Raw genomic sequence first — 21,080 nt, 5'->3', positions numbered from 1 at the left:
AAGGACGTAGCGCCCTTGGTTTTCGTCTTCGAGTATGTAGCGGCTCATTTCACCTCCACCCACTGCATGCCGTTGGATTGAAAGCGCTTGCCACCGACGGTGTCAGTTAAGAACTTGCCCCGGTTTGATGCATTGGCTACAGGCATTTGCGGAAACGCCTGCCCTTTGTTGGACACGCTTTCGGACTTGCCAAACAAGGGGTTCGCCTCGGAGTACTTGGCCAGCTCGTTGTAAAAGCCTTCGTTGATGGTCCCGTTCTTGGCTCGATATTCGCGTGCCATTCGCGCGACGTCCATGTCCCGCTTGGCGAGCTTCTTCGCCGTTTCGATGATTTGTTTTCGGCCTTCGGGCGTCTTCTCGATGCCTGGCACCATCCCGGCCAGAAAGTTGCGGTCAGCGTCGGACATTGCCCCCGGCATGCCTGCACCCCCGGATGGGTTGCGCAGCTGTAGAGCAATCTCGCTGCTCAGTGCGACTGCGGCTTCCTTGTTGGCAAGGTTCGGGTCGACGCTGATGCCCAGGGATTGCGCCGCCTTTGCGGCCTCCAGGCCCATAGGGGCGAATTTACCTGTATCCACACCGTCAAGAAGCTGACCGAGGCGGTCATAGCGGTTGATGGTGTTCTGGGCATTGAAGCCAGCCTTTTGAATGTCTGCGAAGTTGTCACCGAAGAATTTGCCAACTGCCTTGGCCTCTTCGCCTTCCTGCTTCGTCGTGACGCTGACATTCGACGCCCCGGCGCGGGCAATGGCCGCCTTCGCACCGATGAGGGGAGAGTTGGGGCGCATCCCGCCCTGGCCATCGCTCAGGAGGAGGTCGTTGAATGGGTTGCCGGTCTTGGGAACGGTGTTAACCGGTTGCCCGGTGAATTGATTCAGCCCGGCGATGCTGCCGCCTGTGTCCGCGAAATGCAGTTTGTCCAAGCGCTCCAGAACCGAGTAGTCCCCGGTCTGGTGGAACTTTGCGACAGAGGCGGGCGTGAAGTCTTTGACGTCCAGCTTGTTAATCTGGCTTTCCTTCTGGAGCCCTTGAAGAAGTTCCATGCCGCGCTTGGGGTTCACCGTCATCATTGCCTGCGCAAAGCCCCGCGTGTCGAAGCTCGCAGGTGCGCCCGGTCTGCCTGCGCTGGGCAAGATGCCCGATTCGGCGTCTCCAGCCAATGGCGCCAGCGCCTGCTGGCCAGGTCGGAAGAATTGGCCAGCAAGAGCGTTCTCCTGGTCCTGAAGGCCCCATTCCTTTTGCTGGCGCTCGCGCTGCATCCGCGTCCACGCGGTTTCCTCCTTGCGCTGTTCAGCTTGGTCCATCGAGCCCAGCAGGCCCATGAGGCCCTGCATGCCTTGTGCACGCGGCATCTGGCCGATGGCGAGCAGGCCCAGGCCCATGCGCGTCTGAGGGTCGTTGAAATCGAGTAGTCCTGCCATGTTTGTTCCTTTATTTCTGCTTGGTGGTACGGGCGCTGGCTATAGGCATCACGCGCGTTCAAGGTTGGGCTGGTTCCGCTCGCGCTGGATGAGGTCGCTCAGGTAGTCGTCTACTTCGCGCTCAACAAAGCCCACCGTTCGGCGGCCCAGCGGAACCTTGCCCGGGAACTCGCCGGAGCGCACCCGGCTATAAAGCTCAGAGCGACTCAGCCCGGTCTTCCGGATGACCTCGGGAAAGCGGAGAATTCGAATGTCTTTCCGGGGGGTATTTGCCATCTTCATATGCAACTCCTTGCGCATAACTGCGCGTCTATGGATGTGAGTTTGAGCGGTATCGCATCCCACTAAAACGCCATTTATTGGGATGTTTCAATGGCGGCTCTCTGCCACTTTCTCGCCCGGGAAATTTCGTTTCTGAGCGTCTTGAGTCGCCCCGCAAATTCGGCCCCCGTGGCTCTGCATCTGCGTTTGCCTTCTCGGGCAAAGGACTCACCCAAATAGGCTGTGAGCAATTCCACGTCCGACCGATGCGCCCGCTGGTGCGCCTGGTGGAACCATGCGGCCATGCTCTGCAGTTCAGCCAGCAGTGACGCGTAATGCGCATCTGTCCTGGTTTGCGGCCTTCCCCTTCTGCGCTGTGGCTTTTCTTGTTGCGGAGCGGTGTAGCGAGCCACTACGGCGCAACTTGGCAGCGCTTCGGCGTTTGTGTCACGCATGGGAGCCCCCTCACAAAAGAGCGCGCTGAACAGCGCCCCCGGCAGCGACCTCCTGGGTCGGTCCGCCTTCTGTCCGCAGGTTGTCCGCAAAGTCTCCGCACCATTCGCTGGCGAGGTCTTGGAGCGCCAGCAACTGCGTTATCTCGTAGGTGAGGTCCGCATGTCGCTGGTCGCTGTGGTTCGTCATCCACCCGGCAAGGTGCTCAATACGGCCTAGGAGGCTCGTCATGCGCCGCTGCAGGGTGCGGATAGTCTTTGCGGCCTGCTCATCGCTGGCGACGATTCCGAACTCTTCGCAGACCGCCCGCAGTTGCCAGGGGTGCACCAGTACGGAGTGCGGCTCTTCGATTCCGTCCTGCTGCGTTAACAAGATGGCTTGGCCGTGCTCGTCGTTCACCTCTTCGGCGGTCAGGTGGTGGTGGGTCAATTTGGGTTGCATGCTTGTTCCTTTGCTGCCTAACTTGCAACTGCAGATGGCATATCTAGATGGTGTCCGTGTGGCGGTACAGAGAGGGCATCAAAACTGGCCCTCATAGGTCCGTGGGGCGGTACAGAGAGGGGCTCTCCTGTACCGTAGGGCGGTACTATGGAAAGCCTCCCTGTACCGTGGGGCGGACTAAGGCTTGTGTTTTTGGGTGCGCTCGATATCCGATAAGCACCGCGCACATAACCTTCAATCGCACCGGTGTCGTAGCCCGGGTGCCTGTCCAGCGTTCGCCAGGTGACGGCGTACCAACTGGCCTTGTTGGGCCGCTGGCCTTTCACCGTCTCATAGATGAAGCCAGCCTCCAGCAGCTCGCGCTTTGCCTTGCTCAGCATGTCCGCCGACTTCCAGCCCCTGGTTTGCATGTGGGCCCGTGAGAGCAACAACCGCCCGTTGTTGTCGCGGACGAATTGCCTGGCCACCTCCAGGAGTAAGGCGCGTGCGTGCATGGATAGACGGTTGTAGGCGGGGCAATCCAGGACAGACCACGGCAGAGCGATGAAGCCCCCGGAATCTCGCCCTGAATCGCCCTTGCCGCTCTTAGAGCGTCCGTTTGCCATGCCCGCCAGCTCCACGGATGCGGCGCGCCATCCACTGGTAGATTTTTCGACGGTCGGCTTTGGTCAGGCTGTAAACGCCAGGGCGGCACTCCTTGCCGTCGCGGTCGGTGAAGCTGATGCGCTCGCACGGAATCTCCAGACCACGGCGCCGCAGCTCTGCAACAAGCTCTGGCGAGTTGCTGGCCCCTGCAATGCGGTCGAGTGCCTCCCGGGGGATTGGGCGGCGCAGGAGTGCGTCTATTGCGCGCAGGTGACGCGGGTTGTCAGTGCCTGTAAACTTCGCGCTGTTCGGGGCGCTCGATTCTGCTTTGGTGGGGTCGGGCGTTTTCATTTACGCAACTCCCAGCGCGGCACGGATGCCAGCTACAGGCCAGCACAGGCGGCCATTGATGCGAACGGGTCGCAGGCCATCGGGGAAGGTTTCAGCGCAGGCCCAGCCCCTGAGGGTCTGAGGGCGGCGCAGCAAATAATGCGCGGCTTGCTCGGTCGGCACTGTGGGACGGTTGACCAGTTCCAGCGGGGGGAACTGTTGGGGCTCAGTTGCAGCGCGGCGGGTGTCTGCGCTGTGATTGTGTACGGCCAGCACTTGCGGCTGTACCGTGGTCGTAGATTGCATTGCAAACTCCTGCGCCTCTCGGCGTTAAGGTTGCCCCGACTGACTTAGCAGGGGCACAGATGGCGCATCGCTGCGTTGACCTGTTGCTTGCAGTGTCCATTAGGTGCTATTGATTCGCATAGGCAGAAAGTAGCTACTTAGTGCCCGGACTTGCGGGCAACGGCTTTCCAAGAAGTGCGAAATATTCAATAAGCGCGTTTGTGTCCGGGTTCATCCATTCCAGAGCGCCGGTCTTGCGAATCAGCTTGCCAACGTTGCTCTCGTCCATATGGAAAACCTCGGCGGCTTCTCGTTTCGCGTCTGGGCGTGAGAGACCTAGCCGTTCTGCGCAGGCTACCCACATTGCAACATTTATTCCTTTGCTTGAGTCCGGGGGACGTTTGTTTGGGCGCCGCATCAGGCCGAATGCGAGCAGCGGGTCCTTATGGTCAAGGATTTCCGAAAAGGCATCAGCTAACCAGTTTGTAACAACACGACTTTGCTCAACCCCTAGGAAATTGCGCAAGTAGAAGTCCCTGAGGATGGTCCTCGCGATACCGTCTATCTCCGGCCTTCGTTCCCCGCTACGAATACGCGCTATCCATTCATTCAGCAGAGCGTCGCTGGGGTGAGAAATTGGCTCTTCGCCCATATAGAAATTGCGCGCCTCTTCATCATCTTGAATCATCCGCACCCCCTCAGTGCAACCCTGAACAGGAGCCCCAGCAGGCGGGCAGGGAGTCCCGCTTTTCGGTTCGCGGGCCTAGCTGGGGCGAAACGGTCAATCTTTTTGCGTCAAGCAGTCAAATGCTTTTTTGCAGGCTTGGGCCTCTGGCCTAGATTCGGTGTATTCCTCACGGTAGGCATGTTCCACGCCCTGCCCAAGCGTACTAACTGCGCGCTCAATTTCACCTGCATGTATTTGCGTCAGTGCCTCGTATAGCCTGTCGCGCTGAAAATTCATTGTCCATTCCGGCAAATCGTTTACTTCCAGCAAACAGGCCAAGATGGTGCCTTTTGCCTTCTGTTCCTTGGTTTGAATCATCAATACACCTCTTGCATGGTTTCGTCTGGTAGGGGTAGCTGGGGCGAAACAGTGGCTAAGCGGCCCGCAACTCTTTCAGCTCTTGTTCATAGAGGCTTGAATCTGCGGTTCTACGCAATAGCAAATCCTTTTGAATCTCCACCAGTCTGTTTAGCTTGCGATGCATATCACGGCGTACAGCTCGGGAGGGCGGATGGTCTGGGCGCATCTGTGCCAAGAACGAAGTCACCTGCTCTGCGATATCCATACACATCAGCAGGCGGTCCTGGGTGAAGTGACTCGCAAAGGTCCGGCGCAGCATACGCTGCCGCTCGCTTTCAATCTCGGACTCGGTTTGCGGTCTAGACGCTACAGCGAAGCCTCCGCCGCCCTCCCACGGGGTGATAGTCCAAGTGTGACCATCTTTACGCACAACCGCTTCGCCGCTGCCATCCATAACCTGTGGAAAATTTCGGATATCAATACCTGTAGCGCCCAAGATGGTAGTTCGGCCTCCGCTAATCGAGCTACCGCAAAAAAATTCTTGCGCCGATTGATTTACATTTTCGCTAGCCATTTTCAAACTCCAGTTTTGATGATGGTTAGGGGCTGCGCTGGTGTTACCGCACCTCGTAGCCCCGCCTTTGCCCTGGGTGAAACGCGCCAGGGCTTCGCGTTTATCAGTTCACAGCACGCAGCTTGCCCGGCTCTGCCTTGGCATCAAACACAATCCCGGCCTGTTCAAGAATCCACGCTTCGATGCGCTCATGGTGCAGGCGCAACAGGTCTAACGGGCGCACGGTGTAATGCTTCTCCGCTGTGGCGCTGGGCTTGTGGCCTTGAATCTGTGCCACCACCCCGGCGGGGATTTCTAGCCACTCCGTCAGACTCCTGAAGCTGCGGCGCAGGCCGTGGAACGTCAGTCCCTCGATTGCGGCCACCTTGCAGGCTGCAGCGTGGGCGTGGTGGGGCTTGGCAATGGGCCGCGCAGCCTTACCCGGCTCGCGGGTTGCACCGGCAAACACCCATTCGCTGCGGCGGGGCAGGGCGGCTAGCAGGTGCCAGACATAGGGCGTCAAAGGGATGACGCGCTCGCCTTCCACCTTGTCCCGGATGGTCAGCCCTCGCCATTGGTTGTTGATGTCGTCCCAGCGCAGCGCCAGCACTTCGCCAGGGCGTGCGCCCGTCAGAAGTAGCGTTTGCAGGTAGGCCGATATGGCGGGGTTGCCAATGTTGCGCACGGCGGCAAACCATGCGGGCAATTGTTCGCGCAAAAGTGCATCCTGCTTTACTCCAGCCTTGCCCAATGCCTCGCGTGCGCGGCGAGTCTTTGCCGGGTTTTGTGCTGGCACCACGGCGGCATACTGCGGATGCTCCACACACCACGCCAGGAAGGCACGCAGCAAGCGCCAGGACAGCCGCGCAGGGGTCGGGCGGGTCTTGGCCTGCTCTACGGCCCACGCCTCGATGACGGGGGCTGTCAGGTCTTGCAGGCGCATCGCCATCAAGGGATGCAGCGGCCCGGCGATGGTCACACCACGGCCACGGGTGCCACGCTTGGCAACCTCGCCACCAGCACAGGCTAGTTTTTCGTGGTCTTGATAGTGGCGCTCGCCCCAATACTGGCGGCGGTCGGCAAGGTAAACGGCCCACGCCTCGCCCACAGTAACGGCCTTCACGGCGGCTGCGGCCTTTTGTGCAGCCTTGGCGGCCAGCTGCTGGCGCTCCACCTCGCGGGGGTCGGTACCGCTGTCCACCATCATCTTTAACGCCTGGGCCTTGGTGCGTGCGGCCTCTAGGCTCCACTCGGCGGCGGTGCCGATGGTCACGCGGATGGTGTCGCCATTCAAGCGCGATTCAAAGGCGTAGGTTTTGCGGCCCGTGGGCGTGGTACGCAGCATCAGCGCCGGGGTGTCCGTGTCCCACAGGAAGGCTTGCGACTTGCCGGGCGGGCAAGCGAAATCAGCTACCCGGCCAGCAGTCAAACGTACCCGGCTTTTCTGTCCACTCATGGCACCACCTGAAATCTGTAGGCAATCTGTAGGCAACTTCGTGAAATATGCCCATGTGTAAATCAACAGTGTTGAGCCTTTTTTAACTCATAAGTTGTTGATTTGTATTGATTGTATCTACAGCATTCAACGCTGGCAAATGTTGGATTTCGTGGACTTTTAATCCGTTGGTCACAAGTTCGAATCTTGTACGTCCTACCACCCCATGAAATGAGTAAAGCACCTATGGCAGAGCTGCCATAGGTGCTTTTTCTTTTGCCCCTATTTTTGTACGCAAAGCCCCAGCGCGTGTGTGGCGATGAGGCGTCAGAGGTTACCGTTTGTGGTGGGGCGACGCAGCGGCGCAATGAGTGCGCCCGCGTGCCGTCTAGAACCTGATGCCTGCAGGGTTGCTGGGCGATGGTCCATCGTTGATGGGTGCAGGGGGGCGGGCCCGCGATGGTGCTGGGGGCGCTGGGGGTGCCGACGAAGCCGTGGCTGCGGGCTCCGCCGCCTTGACGGCCACGAGTGGTGTGGGCGCTGGCTGGCGGTAATTTCTCGGCAATGCAGATTGCTTGGGGTAGCCGGCAGCGTCCAGATACTGCACCCACTCTGCCTCGGAAAAACCTGCAAGCTGTTGCCCGCCAATGGTGCCAAACGGCAGGCCCGTGCCGCCGCTCAGCCTTTGCAACGCTGCAATGTCTTCATTGCTCGACACCGTACGTTCGGTGAACGGAACTCCCCGCGACGTGAGCAGGTTGCGCGCAGAGGTGCAGGGCGGGCAGTCGTTGCCGGTGTAGAGGGTGACCGGAAAGCGGTTGGCGATCTGGCGCAGCTCGTAAGGTAGCGCGCCGTTGGCGGCTGCAGGAGCCTCATTGGCAATACGGGCGGGCTGCGCATTGGCGTCTGGGGGAGGCCGGTCGGAAAATGTCACTTTGCCATCCGGGCCGACAATGCGGTAGACGCCTTGCGCCTGCACGCTGGCGCAGGCCAGTGTCATCAGCAAAGTCGCCAACAGGGGGGCGCTTAGTGGCTTGTGCATGTTCATTCTCCTTGCTCCTTCTTTGTCGTCAGGCCTGGGTGCAACGTGTGCATTTCAGGCCGTGGGTTGGGTTCGCTCAGGCAGTCGATTCTTCCGCCATGCCTTGGTGGCGCAGCAGGGCATCCAGGCTGGGCTCACGGCCCCGGAAGGCCTTGAACGATTCCATCGCAGGGCGGCTGCCACCGGCTTCCAGAATGGCCTGGCGGTAGCGGCGACCCGTTTCAATACTCGGCAGACCATCGCTTCCAGCGGTTTCCTCGAAGGCTGCATAGGCGTCTGCACTCAGTACCTCGGCCCATTTGTAGCTGTAGTAGCCAGCGGCATACCCGCCCGCAAAGATATGGCTGAAGGTGTGTGCCGTGCGGCTGAATGCCGGGGGCTGCAGCACGGCCACTTCGCGGCGCACCTGATCCAGCAGAGGCATGATGTCCTGGGCCGGGTCGTGCTCGGTGTGCAGCAGCATGTCGAACAGCGAGAACTCGATCTGTCGCAGCGTCTGCATGCCACTTTGGTAGTTCTTGGCGGCAATCATCTTGTCGAACAGCGCGCGGGGCAGGGGCTCGCCCGTGTCCACATGGGCCGTCATGTGCTTGAGCACATCCCATTCCCAGCAGAAGTTCTCCATGAACTGGCTGGGCAGCTCCACCGCGTCCCACTCCACGCCTCCAATGCCCGAGACGTCACGCTCGTTCACCTGGGTGAGCATGTGGTGCAAGCCGTGGCCGAATTCGTGGAAGAGTGTGATCACGTCGTCGTGAGTGAGCAGCGGTGGCTTGCCGTCCACGCCGCTGGCGAAGTTGCACACCAGGTGCGCCACCGGGGTTTGCAGCACGCCCGTGTCGGGGCGCAGCCAGCGTGTGCGCACATCGTCCATCCATGCGCCTCCGCGTTTGCCGGTGCGAGCGGGCTGGTCGAGGTAGAACTGGCCCACCAGCTGGGTGCCCTTATGGGCGCCCTCCGGGTGCGTGCGCTCAATCCGGTAGAACTCGACGGCTGGGTGCCAGATGGCGGCCGTGTCGCGCCGGATGCTCACTTCGAACAGGGTTTCGATGATCTTGAACAGGCCCGCCAGCACCTTGGGCGCCGTGAAGTACTTCTTGACCTCCTGCTCGCTGAAGGCGTAGCGCGCTTCCTTGAGCTTTTCGGAAATGTAGGGCCAGTCCCAGGCCTGCGGATTGGCCAGGCCCAGGTGTTCTGCTGCAAACGCGCGCAGGTCGGCGATGTCCTTCTCGGCGTATGGGCGGGCGCGTCGGGCCAGATCCCGCAGGAAGGTGATCACCTGCGCCGGAGATTGGGCCATCTTGGGCACCACGGACACTTCGCCAAAATTGGCGTAGCCCAGCAGTTGGGCCTCTTCGCGGCGCAGGGCCAGGATTTGGCTGATCAGCGCAGTGTTGTCGAACTTGCGTGCATCGCCCTCAGCCTGGTCGGAGGCACGGGTCACATAGGCACGGTAGAGCTTCTCGCGCAGGTCGCTGCGCGCGGCAAACTGCATGACCGGCAGGTAGCAGGGCATCTTCAGGGTGAGCTTGTAGCCTTCCTTATCGTCTGCCTGCGCTGCGGCCAGCGCGGCCTGTTGGACATCGTCTGGAATGCCTTCCAGTTCTTCAGCCGTGGCGTAGTAAGCGTAGGCGTCGGTGGCATCGAGGGCGTTTTCGCTGAACTTCTGGCTCAGCTCGGCCTGGCGTTCCTGGATCTGCGCAAAACGCTCCTTGGCGGCACCGGTCAGCTCCGCGCCACTCAACACAAAGTTGCGCACCGCGTTCAGGTGGGCCTGCCGCTGCTCTGCAGTCAGGGTGGCGGGGTCGATGGCCTTGTATTTGGCGTACAGGCGTTCATCGGCACCCAGGCGCGTCCAGAACTCGGTGACCTTGGGCAAGGCGGCGTTGTAGGCTGCGCGCAATTCAGGGGTATCCGCCACGCTGTTGAGGTGGCTGATGCTGCCCCAGGCGGTGCCCAGTCGCTCGGTGGCCACATCCAGCACCTTGGCGATGGCATCCCAGCGGGCTGGAAAGTCAGGGGCGGTGACGGTTTCCAGCGCTGCATTGGCGCGCTCCAGCAGCACATCCATGGCAGGCGCCACGTCCTGCGGCGTGATGCGGTCGAAATGGGGGAGGTCCGAGATGTCGAGAAGGGCGTTGCTCATGCGAGTCAGATGGCGCCAGATGGCGCAGGTTCAAGTTGCAAAGCCGCCGACATCGACAGCACTGACCCAGGTCAGTGCTCTGCAGTGCGCTCGGCGGCTTCGATGGTGTTCACCAGCAGCATGGTAATGGTCATGGGCCCAACCCCGCCAGGCACGGGGGTGATCCAGCCGGCCACTTCCTTGACGCCGTCAAAGTCGACGTCACCGCACAGCTTGCCTTCGTCGTTGCGGTTCATGCCCACGTCGATCACCACGGCGCCGGGCTTGACCATGTCGGCCGTCAGCACATTGCGTTTGCCGACTGCCGCCACGATCACGTCGGCCTGCAGGGTTTGTGCCTTCAAATCCTGCGTGGCGCTGTGGCAGATGGTGACAGTGGCGTTCTGGCCCAGCAGCATCAGCGCCATGGGCTTGCCCACGATGTTGCTGCGGCCGATGACCACGGCGTGTTTGCCCTTGAGGTCGTAGCCGATGCTCTCCAGCATCTTCATACAGCCATAGGGCGTGCAGGGCCAGAAGCCGGGCATGCCGGTCATCAGGGCTCCGGTGCTGGCGATGTGAAAGCCATCCACGTCCTTGGCGGGCGAGATGGCTTCGATCACCTTCTGCGCGTCGATGTGTTTGGGCAGCGGCAGCTGCACCAGGATGCCGTGGATGGCCGGGTCGTTGTTGAGGGCCTCCACGCGGGCGAGCAATGCGGCTTCGGTCATGTCGGCCTCGTACTTTTCAAGCACGGAGTACAGGCCGCTGTCTTCGCAGGCCTTGACCTTGTTGCGCACATACACCTGGCTCGCCGGGTTGTCGCCCACCAGGACGACGGCCAAGCCGGGCTTGACGCCCCGTGCTGCCAGGGCGGCGGCGCGTTGCGCCACATCGGCGCGCAGTTGGCGGGAAAGGGCGTTGCCGTCGATGAGTTGGGCTGTCATAGCAGAAAATATCAGTCAAATTAGGCTCTAGCGCTTTATCAGCAAGCGCGAGCAGCTATCAAAATATGAGTATCAGCCCTTGGGCGCATTCTGGCCGAGGGCGATCTTGAGCAGGTCGGCCACGGTGTTGGCGTTGAGTTTTTCCATGATGTTGGCGCGGTGCGCCTCCACCGTCTTGATGCTGATGCCCAGGTCGTCCGCAATCTGCTTGTTCAGGCGGCCGGCGACGATGCGTTCGAGCACCTGGGCTTCGCGGCTGGTGAGCTTGGACAGCAGGGCATCGCGGCTCGCGGCCTGCTGGTAGCCGGCGAAGGCTTCGCGGGCGTGGTCGAGCATGCGCTCGACGAGGCCCACCAGTTCTTCTTCGTCAAAGGGCTTCTGGATGAAATCGAGCGCGCCCTTTTTCATGGTGTTCACAGCCATGGGCACGTCGCCGTGACCGGTGATGAACACGATGGGCAGGGGGGACTTGCGCTCGATCAGGCGGTCTTGCAGCTCCAGGCCCGTCATGCCACCCATGCGGATGTCCACGATCAGGCAGGCGACTTCGCGCGGGTCATAGCGTGAGAGAAACGTCTCGGCCGAATCAAAGCAACGCACCCGGTAGTCCTTGCCTTCCAGCAGCCACTGCAGGGAATCGCGAACTGCCTCGTCATCATCCACAACGTAGACAGTGCCTTTTTTCGGAATCAAGCTCATGCAATTGTCCTTGGTTTTTGAGTATTTGCTACAGAATTTGTAGTGGCATCAGCAGGCTTGGCAAGCGGCAGCCAGAAGGAGAACCTGCAGCCCGTGACCTCGGTTCCATTGTAGAGGTTCTCCGCCTGCATCCTGCCCTGGTGCGACTCGACGATGCTGCGGCAAAGATTGAGGCCCATGCCCATGCCTTCTTCCTTGGTCGAGAAGAAGGCTTCAAAAAGGCGCTCCAGTACCTCGGGGGCCAGGCCTTTGCCGGTGTCCTGCACCGAAAATTCCACCACTTCGCGGTCGTCAATGTGTTTGGGCACCACCCGAAGTTCCACGCTGCGGCCCGACGGCGGACGGTCAGCATGCTGGATGGCTTCGGCGCCGTTCTTCATCAGGTTGACCAGCACCTGCTCGATCAGGATGGTGTCGGCCATCACGGGTGGCAGGCGCGCCGCCACGTAATGTGTGAGCCGCACGTTGTGGCGGCGCAGTTCGATGTCGGCCAGCTCCACGGCTTCATTGACCATCGAATGCACGTCGGCCAAGGTGCGGTTGGGCTCGCTCTTTTTCACAAAGGCCCGGATGCGCTGGATGATCTGGCCCGCGCGCTGGGCCTGGTGGGCGGTCTTTTGCAGTGCCGTGAGCAGTGCTTCCTCGGTCAGCTGGCCACTCTGGATGCGCGAGACCATGCCGCTGCAGTAATTGTTGATGGCCGTGAGCGGCTGGTTGAGTTCGTGCGCCACGCTCGAGGCCATCTCGCCCATGGTGATCAGGCGGCTGACCGACTGGGCACGCTCGGCCTGGCGCGCCGCCTGTTCCTCGGCCTGGCGGCGGGGGGTGATGTCGGTGGCAATCACCATCTGGGCCAGGCGCCCGTCCACCCAGTTGAGGTAGCGGGAGCGTACTTCGAGCCATTTGCCCAGGTCGGGCAGGTAGATCTCGGCGTTTTCGGTGCGGGCGCTGGTGAGGGGGTCGGTGGGTAAGCCCATCAGGCCGTCTTCGTCGTCCATGCCAGTGTGGTCAGACCCCGCCACAGGCACCACGCCGGCCTGCGCTACCAGTTGCAGATGGCCGTCGGTCTGCGAGCCGAACCACTGGCGGTAAAGCTTGTTGGCAAACAGCAGCTCCTGGCTGCCCAGGGGCGCCACTGACACCGACGCGTCCAGCGACTCCAGCACCACCGTGAACCGCTCGTGCGAGGCTGTGAGCTGTTCACGGATCCGGTTGGGCTCGGTGATGTCGGTCATCGAGGTCATCCACCCGGTCTGCTGCCCATGCGCATCGATCAGGGGCGAGACATACAGCCGCGCATCAAAAAGCGTGCCGCTTTTGCGTCGCACCCGCACCTGAAAGCCGCCCACGATGGTTTTACCGCTGATCTCGTCGCGTAACTTGGCGTGCAGCGCTTCATGGTCAGACTCCGGCCAGTAGGGGAAAGGCGCCTTGAGGCCCACCAGTTCAGATTCGCTCCAGCCGGTCATCTGGCAGAACGCGGCATTCACATAGGTGATGCGGCCTTCCAGGTCCAGCGCCCGCATGCCAGTCAGGATGGAGTTTTCCATCGCACGGCGGAAATTGGTCTCGGCGACCAGCGCCTGCTGCGCCTGCATGCGCCTGCGCGTGTGGCGCCAGGTGGCGATCAGCATCCAGGCCGTCATGGCGCTCAGCGTGCCCACCAGCCAGAACAGCCCGCTGCCCACCACACCCAGCGACGTGCGGTAAGCCTGCGCCTTGAGCACCAGCCCGTTGCCCACCGGGGATACAGGCACTTCGTATTCGTTGGCGTGACGCGTCCACGGCAGCAGCTCGGTGGCCGCGTTGCGCGGGCCCAGCGGTGTACCAGCCAGCACCTGGTTCTTTCCGTCGAGCAATGTGACGGCATAGCGGGCCAGTACTTCGGTGGGCGTACCGTAACGCAGCAGGCTGTCGATGGAGTATTCGCCCAGCACCACGCCGCTGAACTTGCCCTGGTGCGTCAGGGGCACCTGCAGCTGGAGCAGTGGCGCCGCATCTCCCGAGGTGGCCGCAGGCTGGGCGTACACGGGCTGCTGCAGATCGCGTGCCAACCCGAAGGTATCGGCTGTGTCCCCGGGTTTGAGCACTTCTCCTGCAATGCGCAGCTCGTTGCTGGCCAGGGTGGGCGCAGCGTGGCTGGCGCGGATTCGGCGGCGTTCGTCGATCCAGGTCACCGCCTGCAGTTCAGGGTACTGGCTGATCAGGGTTTCGGCCCGGCTCACGAACTCGGCACGTTCCAGTTCCTGGTTGGACAGGTCGCGCGCAATGCGCATCAGCTGTTCCTGCCGCTCCAGCAGGCGCAAGCGCACCCGTTGCTGTGCGTATTCCACGTCGCGGCGTAGGGCTTCTTGCTCGCGTTCGGCCTCTTCGGCTCGCAGATACCAGAAGGCCGCCACGATGGCGGCCAGAAACATCAGCACGGCGGCAAGGGGGGCCAGCGCGGCAAAGCGGTCTTGCCGGGTGGGCGACAACCCGCGCCACCACTTGCGCCACCAACGGGCGGGCGCAGCCACCACAGTGGCTGCGGGCGAGGGCTCAAGAGGCTGGGGATCCATCCGCCAAGTGTAGGTGAGGCTCGACAGGCAGCCCAGTGGCTCCCCATGACCAAATGTGCAACTGCAGCAAAATATTACATTATGAAATGAAAAAGCACCATTCGAAATCGCATGAAAATTATGCGAAACTAGAGCCAACGTACTAAATTGCTGCCACACCTACAGGAGACAAAGCATGTCAGCTCAGCCCGACCCACAGGCCGGTTTCGGCATCGGTTCCGACACCGACCAGCAAGAAACCCGTGAATGGATGGACGCGCTGTCCGCCGTGATTGACAAGGAAGGCCCTGAGCGCGCCCATTTCCTGCTGGAACAGCTGCTGGAGCACGCGCGCCAGAACAGCATTGACATGCCGTTCTCTGCCAACACCGGCTACGTGAATACCATCGAGCCCGACCAGGAGGCCCACTGTCCGGGCAACATCCAGATCGAAAAACGCCTGCGCGCATACATGCGCTGGAACGCCATGGCCATGGTGGTGCGCGCCAATCGGCTGGACCCCGCCGACGGTGGTGACCTCGGTGGCCACATTGGCTCCTTTGCTTCAGTGGCCAGCATGTTTGGCGCCGGTTTCAACCACTTCTGGCACGCCGAAAGCGAGAACCACGGTGGCGACCTGTTGTACATCCAGGGCCACAGCTCGCCCGGCATCTACGCCCGCGCTTACCTCGAAGGCCGCCTGACGGAAGAGCAGCTCGACAGCTTCCGCCAGGAAGTCGATGGCAAGGGTCTGTCGAGCTACCCGCACCCCAAGCTGATGCCCGAGTTCTGGCAGTTCCCCACGGTGTCGATGGGCCTGGGCCCTCTGATGGCGATTTATCAGGCGCGCTTCCTCAAATATCTGCATGCCCGCGGCATTGCCAACACCGAAAACCGCAAGGTCTGGGTATTCTGTGGCGATGGTGAGATGGACGAACCCGAGTCGCTGGGTGCCATCGGTCTGGCCGCCCGTGAGAACCTCGACAACCTGGTCTTTGTCGTCAACTGCAACCTGCAGCGCCTGGACGGCCCGGTGCGCGGCAACGGCAAGATCGTGCAGGAGCTGGAAAGCGAATTCCGCGGCAGCGGCTGGAACGTGATCAAGCTGCTGTGGGGTGCTGGCTGGGATGCACTGCTGGCCCGCGACAAGACAGGCAAGCTCAGGCAGCTGATGATGGAGACGCTGGACGGCGATTACCAGGCCATGAAGGCCAACGACGGCGCATTTGTTCGCAAGAACTTCTTTGGCAAGTACCCCGAGACGCTCAAGCTGGTCGAGCACATGACCGACGAAGAGGTGTTCGAGTTGCGCCGTGGTGGCCATGAGCCCACCAAGGTATACGCCGCGTTCCACGCCGCCAATTCGCACAAGGGCCAGCCCACCGTGCTGCTGGTCAAGACCGTCAAAGGCTATGGCATGGGCAAAGCGGGTGAAGGCAAAAACACCGTGCACCAGACCAAGAAGCTGTCGGACGAAGACATCAAGTACATCCGCGACCGCTTCAACATCCCCATCCCGGACAGCGAGCTGCACAAGCTCCCGTACTACAAGCCCGCGGATGACACGCCAGAAATCAGGTACCTGCACGAGCGGCGCAAGGCCCTGGGCGGCTACCTGCCCAAGCGCCGTCCCAAGGCGGACGAGCACTTCACCGTGCCTGCCATTGACACCTTCAAGGCCATCCTGGAGCCCACGGCCGAAGGCCGCGAGATCAGCACCACCCAGGCCTACGTACGCTTCATCACACAGTTGCTGCGCGACCAGGCCCTGGGCCCGCGCGTAGTACCCATCCTGGTGGACGAGGCCCGTACCTTCGGCATGGAAGGCCTGTTCCGCCAGATCGGTATCTACAACCCCAAGGGCCAGCTCTACACCCCGGTCGATCGCGACCAGGTGATGTATTACCGCGAGGACAAGGCCGGTCAGATCCTGCAGGAAGGCATCAACGAAGCTGGCGGCATGGCTAGCTGGATTGCAGCGGCCACCAGCTACAGCACCAACAACCGCATCATGGTGCCGTTCTACGTGTACTACTCGATGTTCGGCTTTCAGCGCATTGGCGATCTGGCCTGGGCTGCCGGCGACATGCAGGCGCGTGGCTTCCTGCTGGGCGGCACCTCGGGCCGCACCACGCTGAACGGCGAAGGCCTGCAGCACGAAGATGGCCACAGCCACATCCTGGCGGGCACCATTCCGAACTGCATCAGCTACGACCCCACCTTTGCCCACGAAGTGGCGGTGATCATGCACCGTGGTCTCAAGCGCATGGTCGAGCAGCAAGAAAACGTCTTCTACTACATCACGCTGCTCAACGAGAACTACGCCATGCCCGGCCTCACGGCAGGCACGGAAGAGCAGATCATCAAAGGCATGTATCTGTGCAAGCCTGGTGCCGTGCCACCGCAGGGCACCTCCGATGCCAGTGACAAGCGCGTGCAGCTGCTGGGGTCGGGCACCATCCTGCGTGAGTCGCTGGCCGCACAGACCCTGCTGGCCGCCGACTGGGGTGTACAGGCCGATGTGTGGAGCTGCCCCAGCTTCAACGAACTCACCCGCGAAGGCCAGGACGCCGACCGCTGGAACCTGCTGCACCCGCTGGAGACACCGCGCGTGCCGTTCGTGGCGCAGCAACTGGGCAGCAGCACCGGCCCCGTGGTCGCATCCACCGACTACATGAAGGCCTATGCCGAGCAGATCCGCCCCTTCATCCCCAAGGGCCGCAACTACAAGGTGCTGGGCACCGACGGCTTTGGCCGCAGCGACTTCCGCAGCAAGCTGCGCGAGCACTTCGAGATCAACCGCCACTACATCGTTGTGGCCGCCCTCAAGGCGTTGAGCGAAGACGGCGTGTTGCCTGCCACCAAGGTGGCGGAGGCCATTGCCAGGTACAACATCCAGGCTGACAAGATCAACCCGCTCTACGCTTAAACCGAACGGAGACAGAACAATGGCATTGGTCAACATTCAAGTCCCGGACATCGGGGACTTTGACGAAGTGGGCGTGATCGAGTTGCTGGTCAAGGTGGGCGACACCGTGAAGGCAGAGCAGTCGCTCATCACGGTCGAATCCGACAAGGCATCGATGGAAATCCCGTCCAGCCACGCTGGCGTGGTCAAGGAACTCAAGATTGCGCTGGGTGACAAGGTCAAGCAGGGCTCGGTGATTGCCGTGGTGGAGTCTGCTGACGCGGGCGCTGTGGCAGCCCCCGCAGCAGCTCCTGCCCCTGTGTCGGCGGCCGCTCCGGTCGCTGCAACGGCACCGGCCGCACCTGTTGCTGCCCCTGCGGCCGCAGGCCCGGTCGAAGTGCGCGTGCCCGACATCGGTGACTTCAAGGACGTGGCCGTCATCGAGATGCTGGTCAAGGTCGGCGACACCATCAAGCTCGAACAGTCGCTGTTCACGGTGGAATCCGACAAGGCCTCCATGGAGATCCCGTCGCCCGCTGCTGGTGTGCTCAAGGAACTCAAGGTCAAGATTGGCGACACGGTCAACATCGGTGATCTGGTGGCTGTACTGGAAGGCTCCGCCGCAGCGGCAGCACCTGCTCCTGTGGCAGCGCCTGCACCCGCTGCAGCACCTGTGGCTTCCGCGGCACCAGCGGTTGCCGCAGCAGCGCCCGCTGGTGCCGTGACGTCCGTGCCTGTCCCCGCCCACCAGCCCGGTACCCCCAGCGCAGGCCTGCCCCACGCATCGCCTTCGGTGCGCAAGTTCGCCCGCGAACTCGGCGTGCCCATCGACGAAGTCAAGGGCACTGGCCCCAAGGGCCGCATCACGCAAGACGACGTGGCCGCCTTCACCAGGCAGGTGATGGCAGGCGCATTGCAGACCAAGGCCCAGGTGGCCAAGGCGCCCGCAGGTGGTGGCGGCTCCGGCGTGGGCCTGGACCTGCTGCCCTGGCCCAAGGTGGACTTCACCAAGTTCGGCCCGGTGGAGCGCAAGGACCTCTCGCGCATCAAGAAGATCAGCGGCGCCAACCTGCACCGCAACTGGGTCGTCATCCCGCACGTCACCAACCACGACGACGCGGACATCACCGATCTCGAAGCCTTCCGCGTGCAGTTCAACAAGGAAAACGAGAAGAGTGGCGTCAAGGTCACCATGCTCGCCTTCATGATCAAGGCTGCCGTGGCCGCGCTCAAGAAGTTCCCCGAGTTCAACAGCTCGCTCGACGGCGACCAGCTGGTGATGAAGAACTACTTCCACATCGGCTTTGCGGCCGACACGCCCAACGGTCTGGTGGTGCCCGTTATCAAGGATGCCGATCAGAAGGGCATCGTGCAGATCAGCAAGGAAATGGGTGAACTCGCCGCCAAGGCGCGCGAAGGCAAGCTGGCCCCGGCGGACATGCAGGGCGGGTGCTTTTCCATCAGCTCGCTGGGCGGTATTGGTGGCCGGTACTTCACGCCCATCATCAACGCCCCCGAAGTCGCCATCATGGGCGTGTGCAAGAGCAGCCTGGAGCCCAAGTGGGACGGCCAACAGTTCGCGCCGCGCCTCATGCTGCCGCTGTCGCTCAGCTGGGACCACCGCGTGATCGACGGCGCCAGCGCAGCGCGCTTCAACGTGTACTTTGCCTCGCTGCTGGCGGACTTCCGCCGCATCGTGATGTAACGACGAAAGGGCAAGACACACCATGGCAATCATCGACATCAAGGTGCCCGACATCGGCGACTTCGCCGAAGTGGCCATCATCGAAGTGCTGGTCCAACCCGGCGACACCATCAAGGCCGAGCAAAGCCTGATCACCGTGGAGTCCGACAAGGCCTCCATGGAGATCCCGTCCAGCCACGCTGGTGTGGTCAAGGAGCTCAAGGTCAAGCTGGGCGACAAGATCGCTGAAGGCTCGGTGGTGCTGACCCTGGAAGTGCAGGGCGCAGCCGCAGCCGCAGCCGCTCCAGCACCTGCCGCCACCCCAGCGCCCGCAGTTTCTGAACAAAAACAGGCTCTGGCGCCCGCTGTACAAGCACGAACAGCTATCAATTCAGTAGCATCCAGCTTTGCCGGCACTGCCGATATGGACTGCGACGTGCTCGTGCTCGGCGGCGGCCCTGGCGGCTACAGTGCCGCCTTCCGCGCGGCCGACCTGGGCCTGAAGGTGGTGCTGGTCGAGCGTTATGCCCAATTGGGCGGCGTGTGCCTGAACGTGGGCTGCATCCCGTCCAAGGCCCTGCTGCACGTGGCGGCCGTGATGGACGAGGTCAGCCACATGGCCGACCTGGGCGTGGACTTTGGTGCGCCCGTGCTGAACATCGACAAGCTGCGCGGCCACAAAGAGAAAGTCATCGGCAAGCTCACTGGTGGTCTCGCCGCCATGGCCAAGATGCGCAAGGTGACCACCGTGCGCGGCTACGGCGCCTTTGTCGGCCCCAACCACCTCGAAGTGGAAGAAACCACCGGCACCGGCCAGGAGAAGACGGGCACCAAGAAGGTGGTGGCCTTCAAGAAAGCCATCATCGCCGCCGGCAGCCAGGCCGTGCGCCTTCCCTTCATGCCCGACGACCCGCGCGTGGTCGACTCCACCGGCGCCCTGGCGCTCAAGGAAGTCCCCAAGCGCATGCTGATTTTGGGCGGCGGCATCATCGGCCTGGAAATGGGCACGGTGTATAGCACGCTGGGCGCCCGCCTCGATGTGGTCGAGATGATGGACGGCCTGATGCAGGGCGCTGACCGAGACCTCGTCAAGATCTGGCAAAAGATGAACGCCAAGCGCTTCGACAACATCATGTTGAAGACGAAAACCGTGGGCGCCGAGGCTACGCCCGAAGGCATCAAGGTTACGTTTGCGCCAGCGGAAGAGGGCGGTACCGCCCCCGAGCCGCAGGTGTACGACCTGGTGCTGCAGGCCGTCGGCCGCACCCCCAATGGCAAGAAGATCACCGCTGAAAATGCAGGCGTGGCCGTCACCGACCGTGGCTTCATCAACGTCGACATCCAGATGCGCACCAACGTGCCGCACATCTTCGCCATCGGCGACATCGTCGGCCAGCCCATGCTGGCGCACAAGGCGGTGCATGAGGCACACGTGGCGGCCGAAGTCATCGCTGGCGAACTGCAAGGCAACAAGGAGCTGGCAGCCGCCGCGTTCAACGCCCGTGTGATCCCAAGCGTGGCCTACACCGACCCCGAAGTGGCCTGGGTGGGCCTCACCGAAGACCAGGCCAAGGCCCAGGGCATCAAGGTCAAGAAGGGCCTGTTCCCCTGGACGGCCTCCGGCCGCGCTATTGCCAATGGCCGCGACGAAGGCGTGACCAAGCTGCTGTTCGACGACTCGCCAGAGGCCCACGGCCACGGCCGTATCCTGGGCGGCGGCATGGTGGGCACGCACGCGGGCGACATGATCGGCGAGATTGCCCTGGCCATCGAGATGGGCGCCGATGCGGTGGACATCGGCAAGACCATCCACCCGCACCCCACGCTGGGCGAAAGCATTGGCATGGCGGCGGAGATTGCGCACGGCAGTTGCACCGACGTGCCGCCGCAGCGCAAATAACGCGCCCATCGACCGGAGCCCGGCCGCACCGTCTGGAGAAGCGCCATGGCAGCCGTCAAGAAGTTTCCCAAAACACCCGCCCACCCCGAGCGGGTGTGCTGGGGTTGCAACCTCTACTGCCCCGCCAAAGACATGCGCTGTGGCAATGGCTCCGACCGCACCCAGCATCCCGCGGAGCTGTTTGGCGAGGATTGGGACCAGTGGGGGCTGGATGCTGAGACGCAGGCCGAATCGCCAATGCCTGGGAGCGCAGACGGCGCCAGACCACGGGGCTGACCAGGTATGCGCTGGGTGCACGTCGAGCGTGCGGAACCTTCGGTGCCGGAAGACTGAAGGTTTTTTGAAATTGCCACGTCTGCTCAACGGTTGGGATCGGCACTGCATGCGATCCCCGTCAAGCTCGTGCACGCCGCACTGGAGCCTTCAGGCCCGGTCAGGGAGCCCACA

The 21,080-nt window shown here is 62.2% G+C and carries 18 protein-coding genes; 4 read left to right on the top strand and 14 right to left on the bottom strand.

Annotation, left to right across the window (positions count from 1 at the left end; all coding sequences use genetic code 11):
- Positions 1–44: 44 nt before the first annotated feature.
- The 14 genes from KYG_RS21000 to KYG_RS20935 all read right to left on the bottom strand — a co-directional run bounded on the left by KYG_RS21000 (position 45) and on the right by KYG_RS20935 (position 14,162).
- The gene (locus KYG_RS21000) at positions 45–1,421 is read right to left on the bottom strand and encodes a hypothetical protein (protein ID WP_008906945.1); all 1,377 of its coding nucleotides are present in this window, start codon (positions 1,419–1,421) and stop codon (positions 45–47) included.
- 48 nt (positions 1,422–1,469) lie between these two features.
- Positions 1,470–1,703, bottom strand: coding sequence for an AlpA family transcriptional regulator (locus tag KYG_RS20995; RefSeq protein WP_008906944.1), 234 nt, complete (start codon positions 1,701–1,703; stop codon positions 1,470–1,472).
- 444 nt (positions 1,704–2,147) lie between these two features.
- Complete coding sequence (locus KYG_RS20990; RefSeq protein ID WP_008906943.1) at positions 2,148–2,576, bottom strand: hypothetical protein; 429 nt, start codon at positions 2,574–2,576, stop codon at positions 2,148–2,150.
- A gap of 585 nt (positions 2,577–3,161) precedes the next feature.
- Positions 3,162–3,512: a hypothetical protein gene (locus KYG_RS20985; RefSeq protein ID WP_008906942.1), complete on the bottom strand. Its 351-nt coding sequence runs from the start codon at positions 3,510–3,512 to the stop codon at positions 3,162–3,164.
- Positions 3,513–3,797, bottom strand: a complete 285-nt coding sequence (locus KYG_RS20980) for a hypothetical protein (protein WP_008906941.1) — start codon at positions 3,795–3,797, stop codon at positions 3,513–3,515.
- A 133-nt stretch (positions 3,798–3,930) separates the two neighbouring features.
- Positions 3,931–4,464 carry a hypothetical protein gene (locus tag KYG_RS20975; RefSeq protein ID WP_008906940.1) on the bottom strand — a complete coding sequence of 178 codons (534 nt, stop codon included), beginning with the start codon at positions 4,462–4,464 and terminating at the stop codon, positions 3,931–3,933.
- Between the two features lie 93 nt (positions 4,465–4,557).
- On the bottom strand, positions 4,558–4,821 hold the full coding sequence (locus tag KYG_RS20970) for a hypothetical protein (protein WP_008906939.1): 264 nt from the start codon (positions 4,819–4,821) through the stop codon (positions 4,558–4,560).
- 55 nt (positions 4,822–4,876) lie between these two features.
- Positions 4,877–5,377 (bottom strand): hypothetical protein, encoded by a 501-nt coding sequence (locus KYG_RS20965; protein ID WP_139019433.1) that lies wholly within the window; start codon positions 5,375–5,377, stop codon positions 4,877–4,879.
- 103 nt (positions 5,378–5,480) lie between these two features.
- Positions 5,481–6,812 (bottom strand): integrase family protein, encoded by a 1,332-nt coding sequence (locus KYG_RS20960; RefSeq protein WP_034695637.1) that lies wholly within the window; start codon positions 6,810–6,812, stop codon positions 5,481–5,483.
- A gap of 367 nt (positions 6,813–7,179) precedes the next feature.
- Complete coding sequence (locus tag KYG_RS20955) at positions 7,180–7,839, bottom strand: glutaredoxin family protein (protein ID WP_008906936.1); 660 nt, start codon at positions 7,837–7,839, stop codon at positions 7,180–7,182.
- A gap of 70 nt (positions 7,840–7,909) precedes the next feature.
- Positions 7,910–9,979, bottom strand: a complete 2,070-nt coding sequence (locus KYG_RS20950; RefSeq protein ID WP_008906935.1) for a M3 family metallopeptidase — start codon at positions 9,977–9,979, stop codon at positions 7,910–7,912.
- A gap of 71 nt (positions 9,980–10,050) precedes the next feature.
- Positions 10,051–10,905, bottom strand: a complete 855-nt coding sequence (gene folD / locus KYG_RS20945) for a bifunctional methylenetetrahydrofolate dehydrogenase/methenyltetrahydrofolate cyclohydrolase FolD (RefSeq protein ID WP_008906934.1) — start codon at positions 10,903–10,905, stop codon at positions 10,051–10,053.
- 72 nt (positions 10,906–10,977) lie between these two features.
- The gene (locus KYG_RS20940; RefSeq protein ID WP_007848524.1) at positions 10,978–11,604 is read right to left on the bottom strand and encodes a response regulator transcription factor; all 627 of its coding nucleotides are present in this window, start codon (positions 11,602–11,604) and stop codon (positions 10,978–10,980) included.
- Positions 11,601–14,162: a PAS domain S-box protein gene (locus KYG_RS20935; protein WP_008906933.1), complete on the bottom strand. Its 2,562-nt coding sequence runs from the start codon at positions 14,160–14,162 to the stop codon at positions 11,601–11,603. Before KYG_RS20935 ends, KYG_RS20940 begins: the two co-directional genes overlap by 4 nt.
- Before the next feature lie 175 nt (positions 14,163–14,337).
- On the opposite strand from KYG_RS20935, the gene aceE reads away from it, so the two are divergent.
- Genes aceE through KYG_RS20915 form a run of 4 tightly spaced genes read left to right on the top strand, consistent with a single transcriptional unit; the run spans position 14,338 to position 20,909 of the window.
- Complete coding sequence (gene aceE / locus KYG_RS20930; RefSeq protein ID WP_008906932.1) at positions 14,338–17,070, top strand: pyruvate dehydrogenase (acetyl-transferring), homodimeric type; 2,733 nt, start codon at positions 14,338–14,340, stop codon at positions 17,068–17,070.
- A gap of 19 nt (positions 17,071–17,089) precedes the next feature.
- Positions 17,090–18,754, top strand: coding sequence for a dihydrolipoyllysine-residue acetyltransferase (gene aceF / locus KYG_RS20925; RefSeq protein ID WP_008906931.1), 1,665 nt, complete (start codon positions 17,090–17,092; stop codon positions 18,752–18,754).
- Between the two features lie 22 nt (positions 18,755–18,776).
- Positions 18,777–20,633, top strand: a complete 1,857-nt coding sequence (lpdA, locus tag KYG_RS20920) for a dihydrolipoyl dehydrogenase (RefSeq protein ID WP_008906930.1) — start codon at positions 18,777–18,779, stop codon at positions 20,631–20,633.
- Positions 20,634–20,678: 45 nt separating this feature from the next.
- A complete protein-coding gene (locus KYG_RS20915; RefSeq protein WP_008906929.1) occupies positions 20,679–20,909 on the top strand; it encodes a DUF3079 domain-containing protein in 231 nt (76 codons plus the stop codon).
- The last annotated feature ends 171 nt before the right edge of the window (positions 20,910–21,080 follow it).

It is taken from the genome of Acidovorax sp. NO-1 (genome assembly GCF_000238595.1).
Classification (GTDB): Bacteria; Pseudomonadota; Gammaproteobacteria; order Burkholderiales; family Burkholderiaceae_C; genus Acidovorax.
This window is presented reverse-complemented; position numbering and strand designations above follow the sequence as displayed.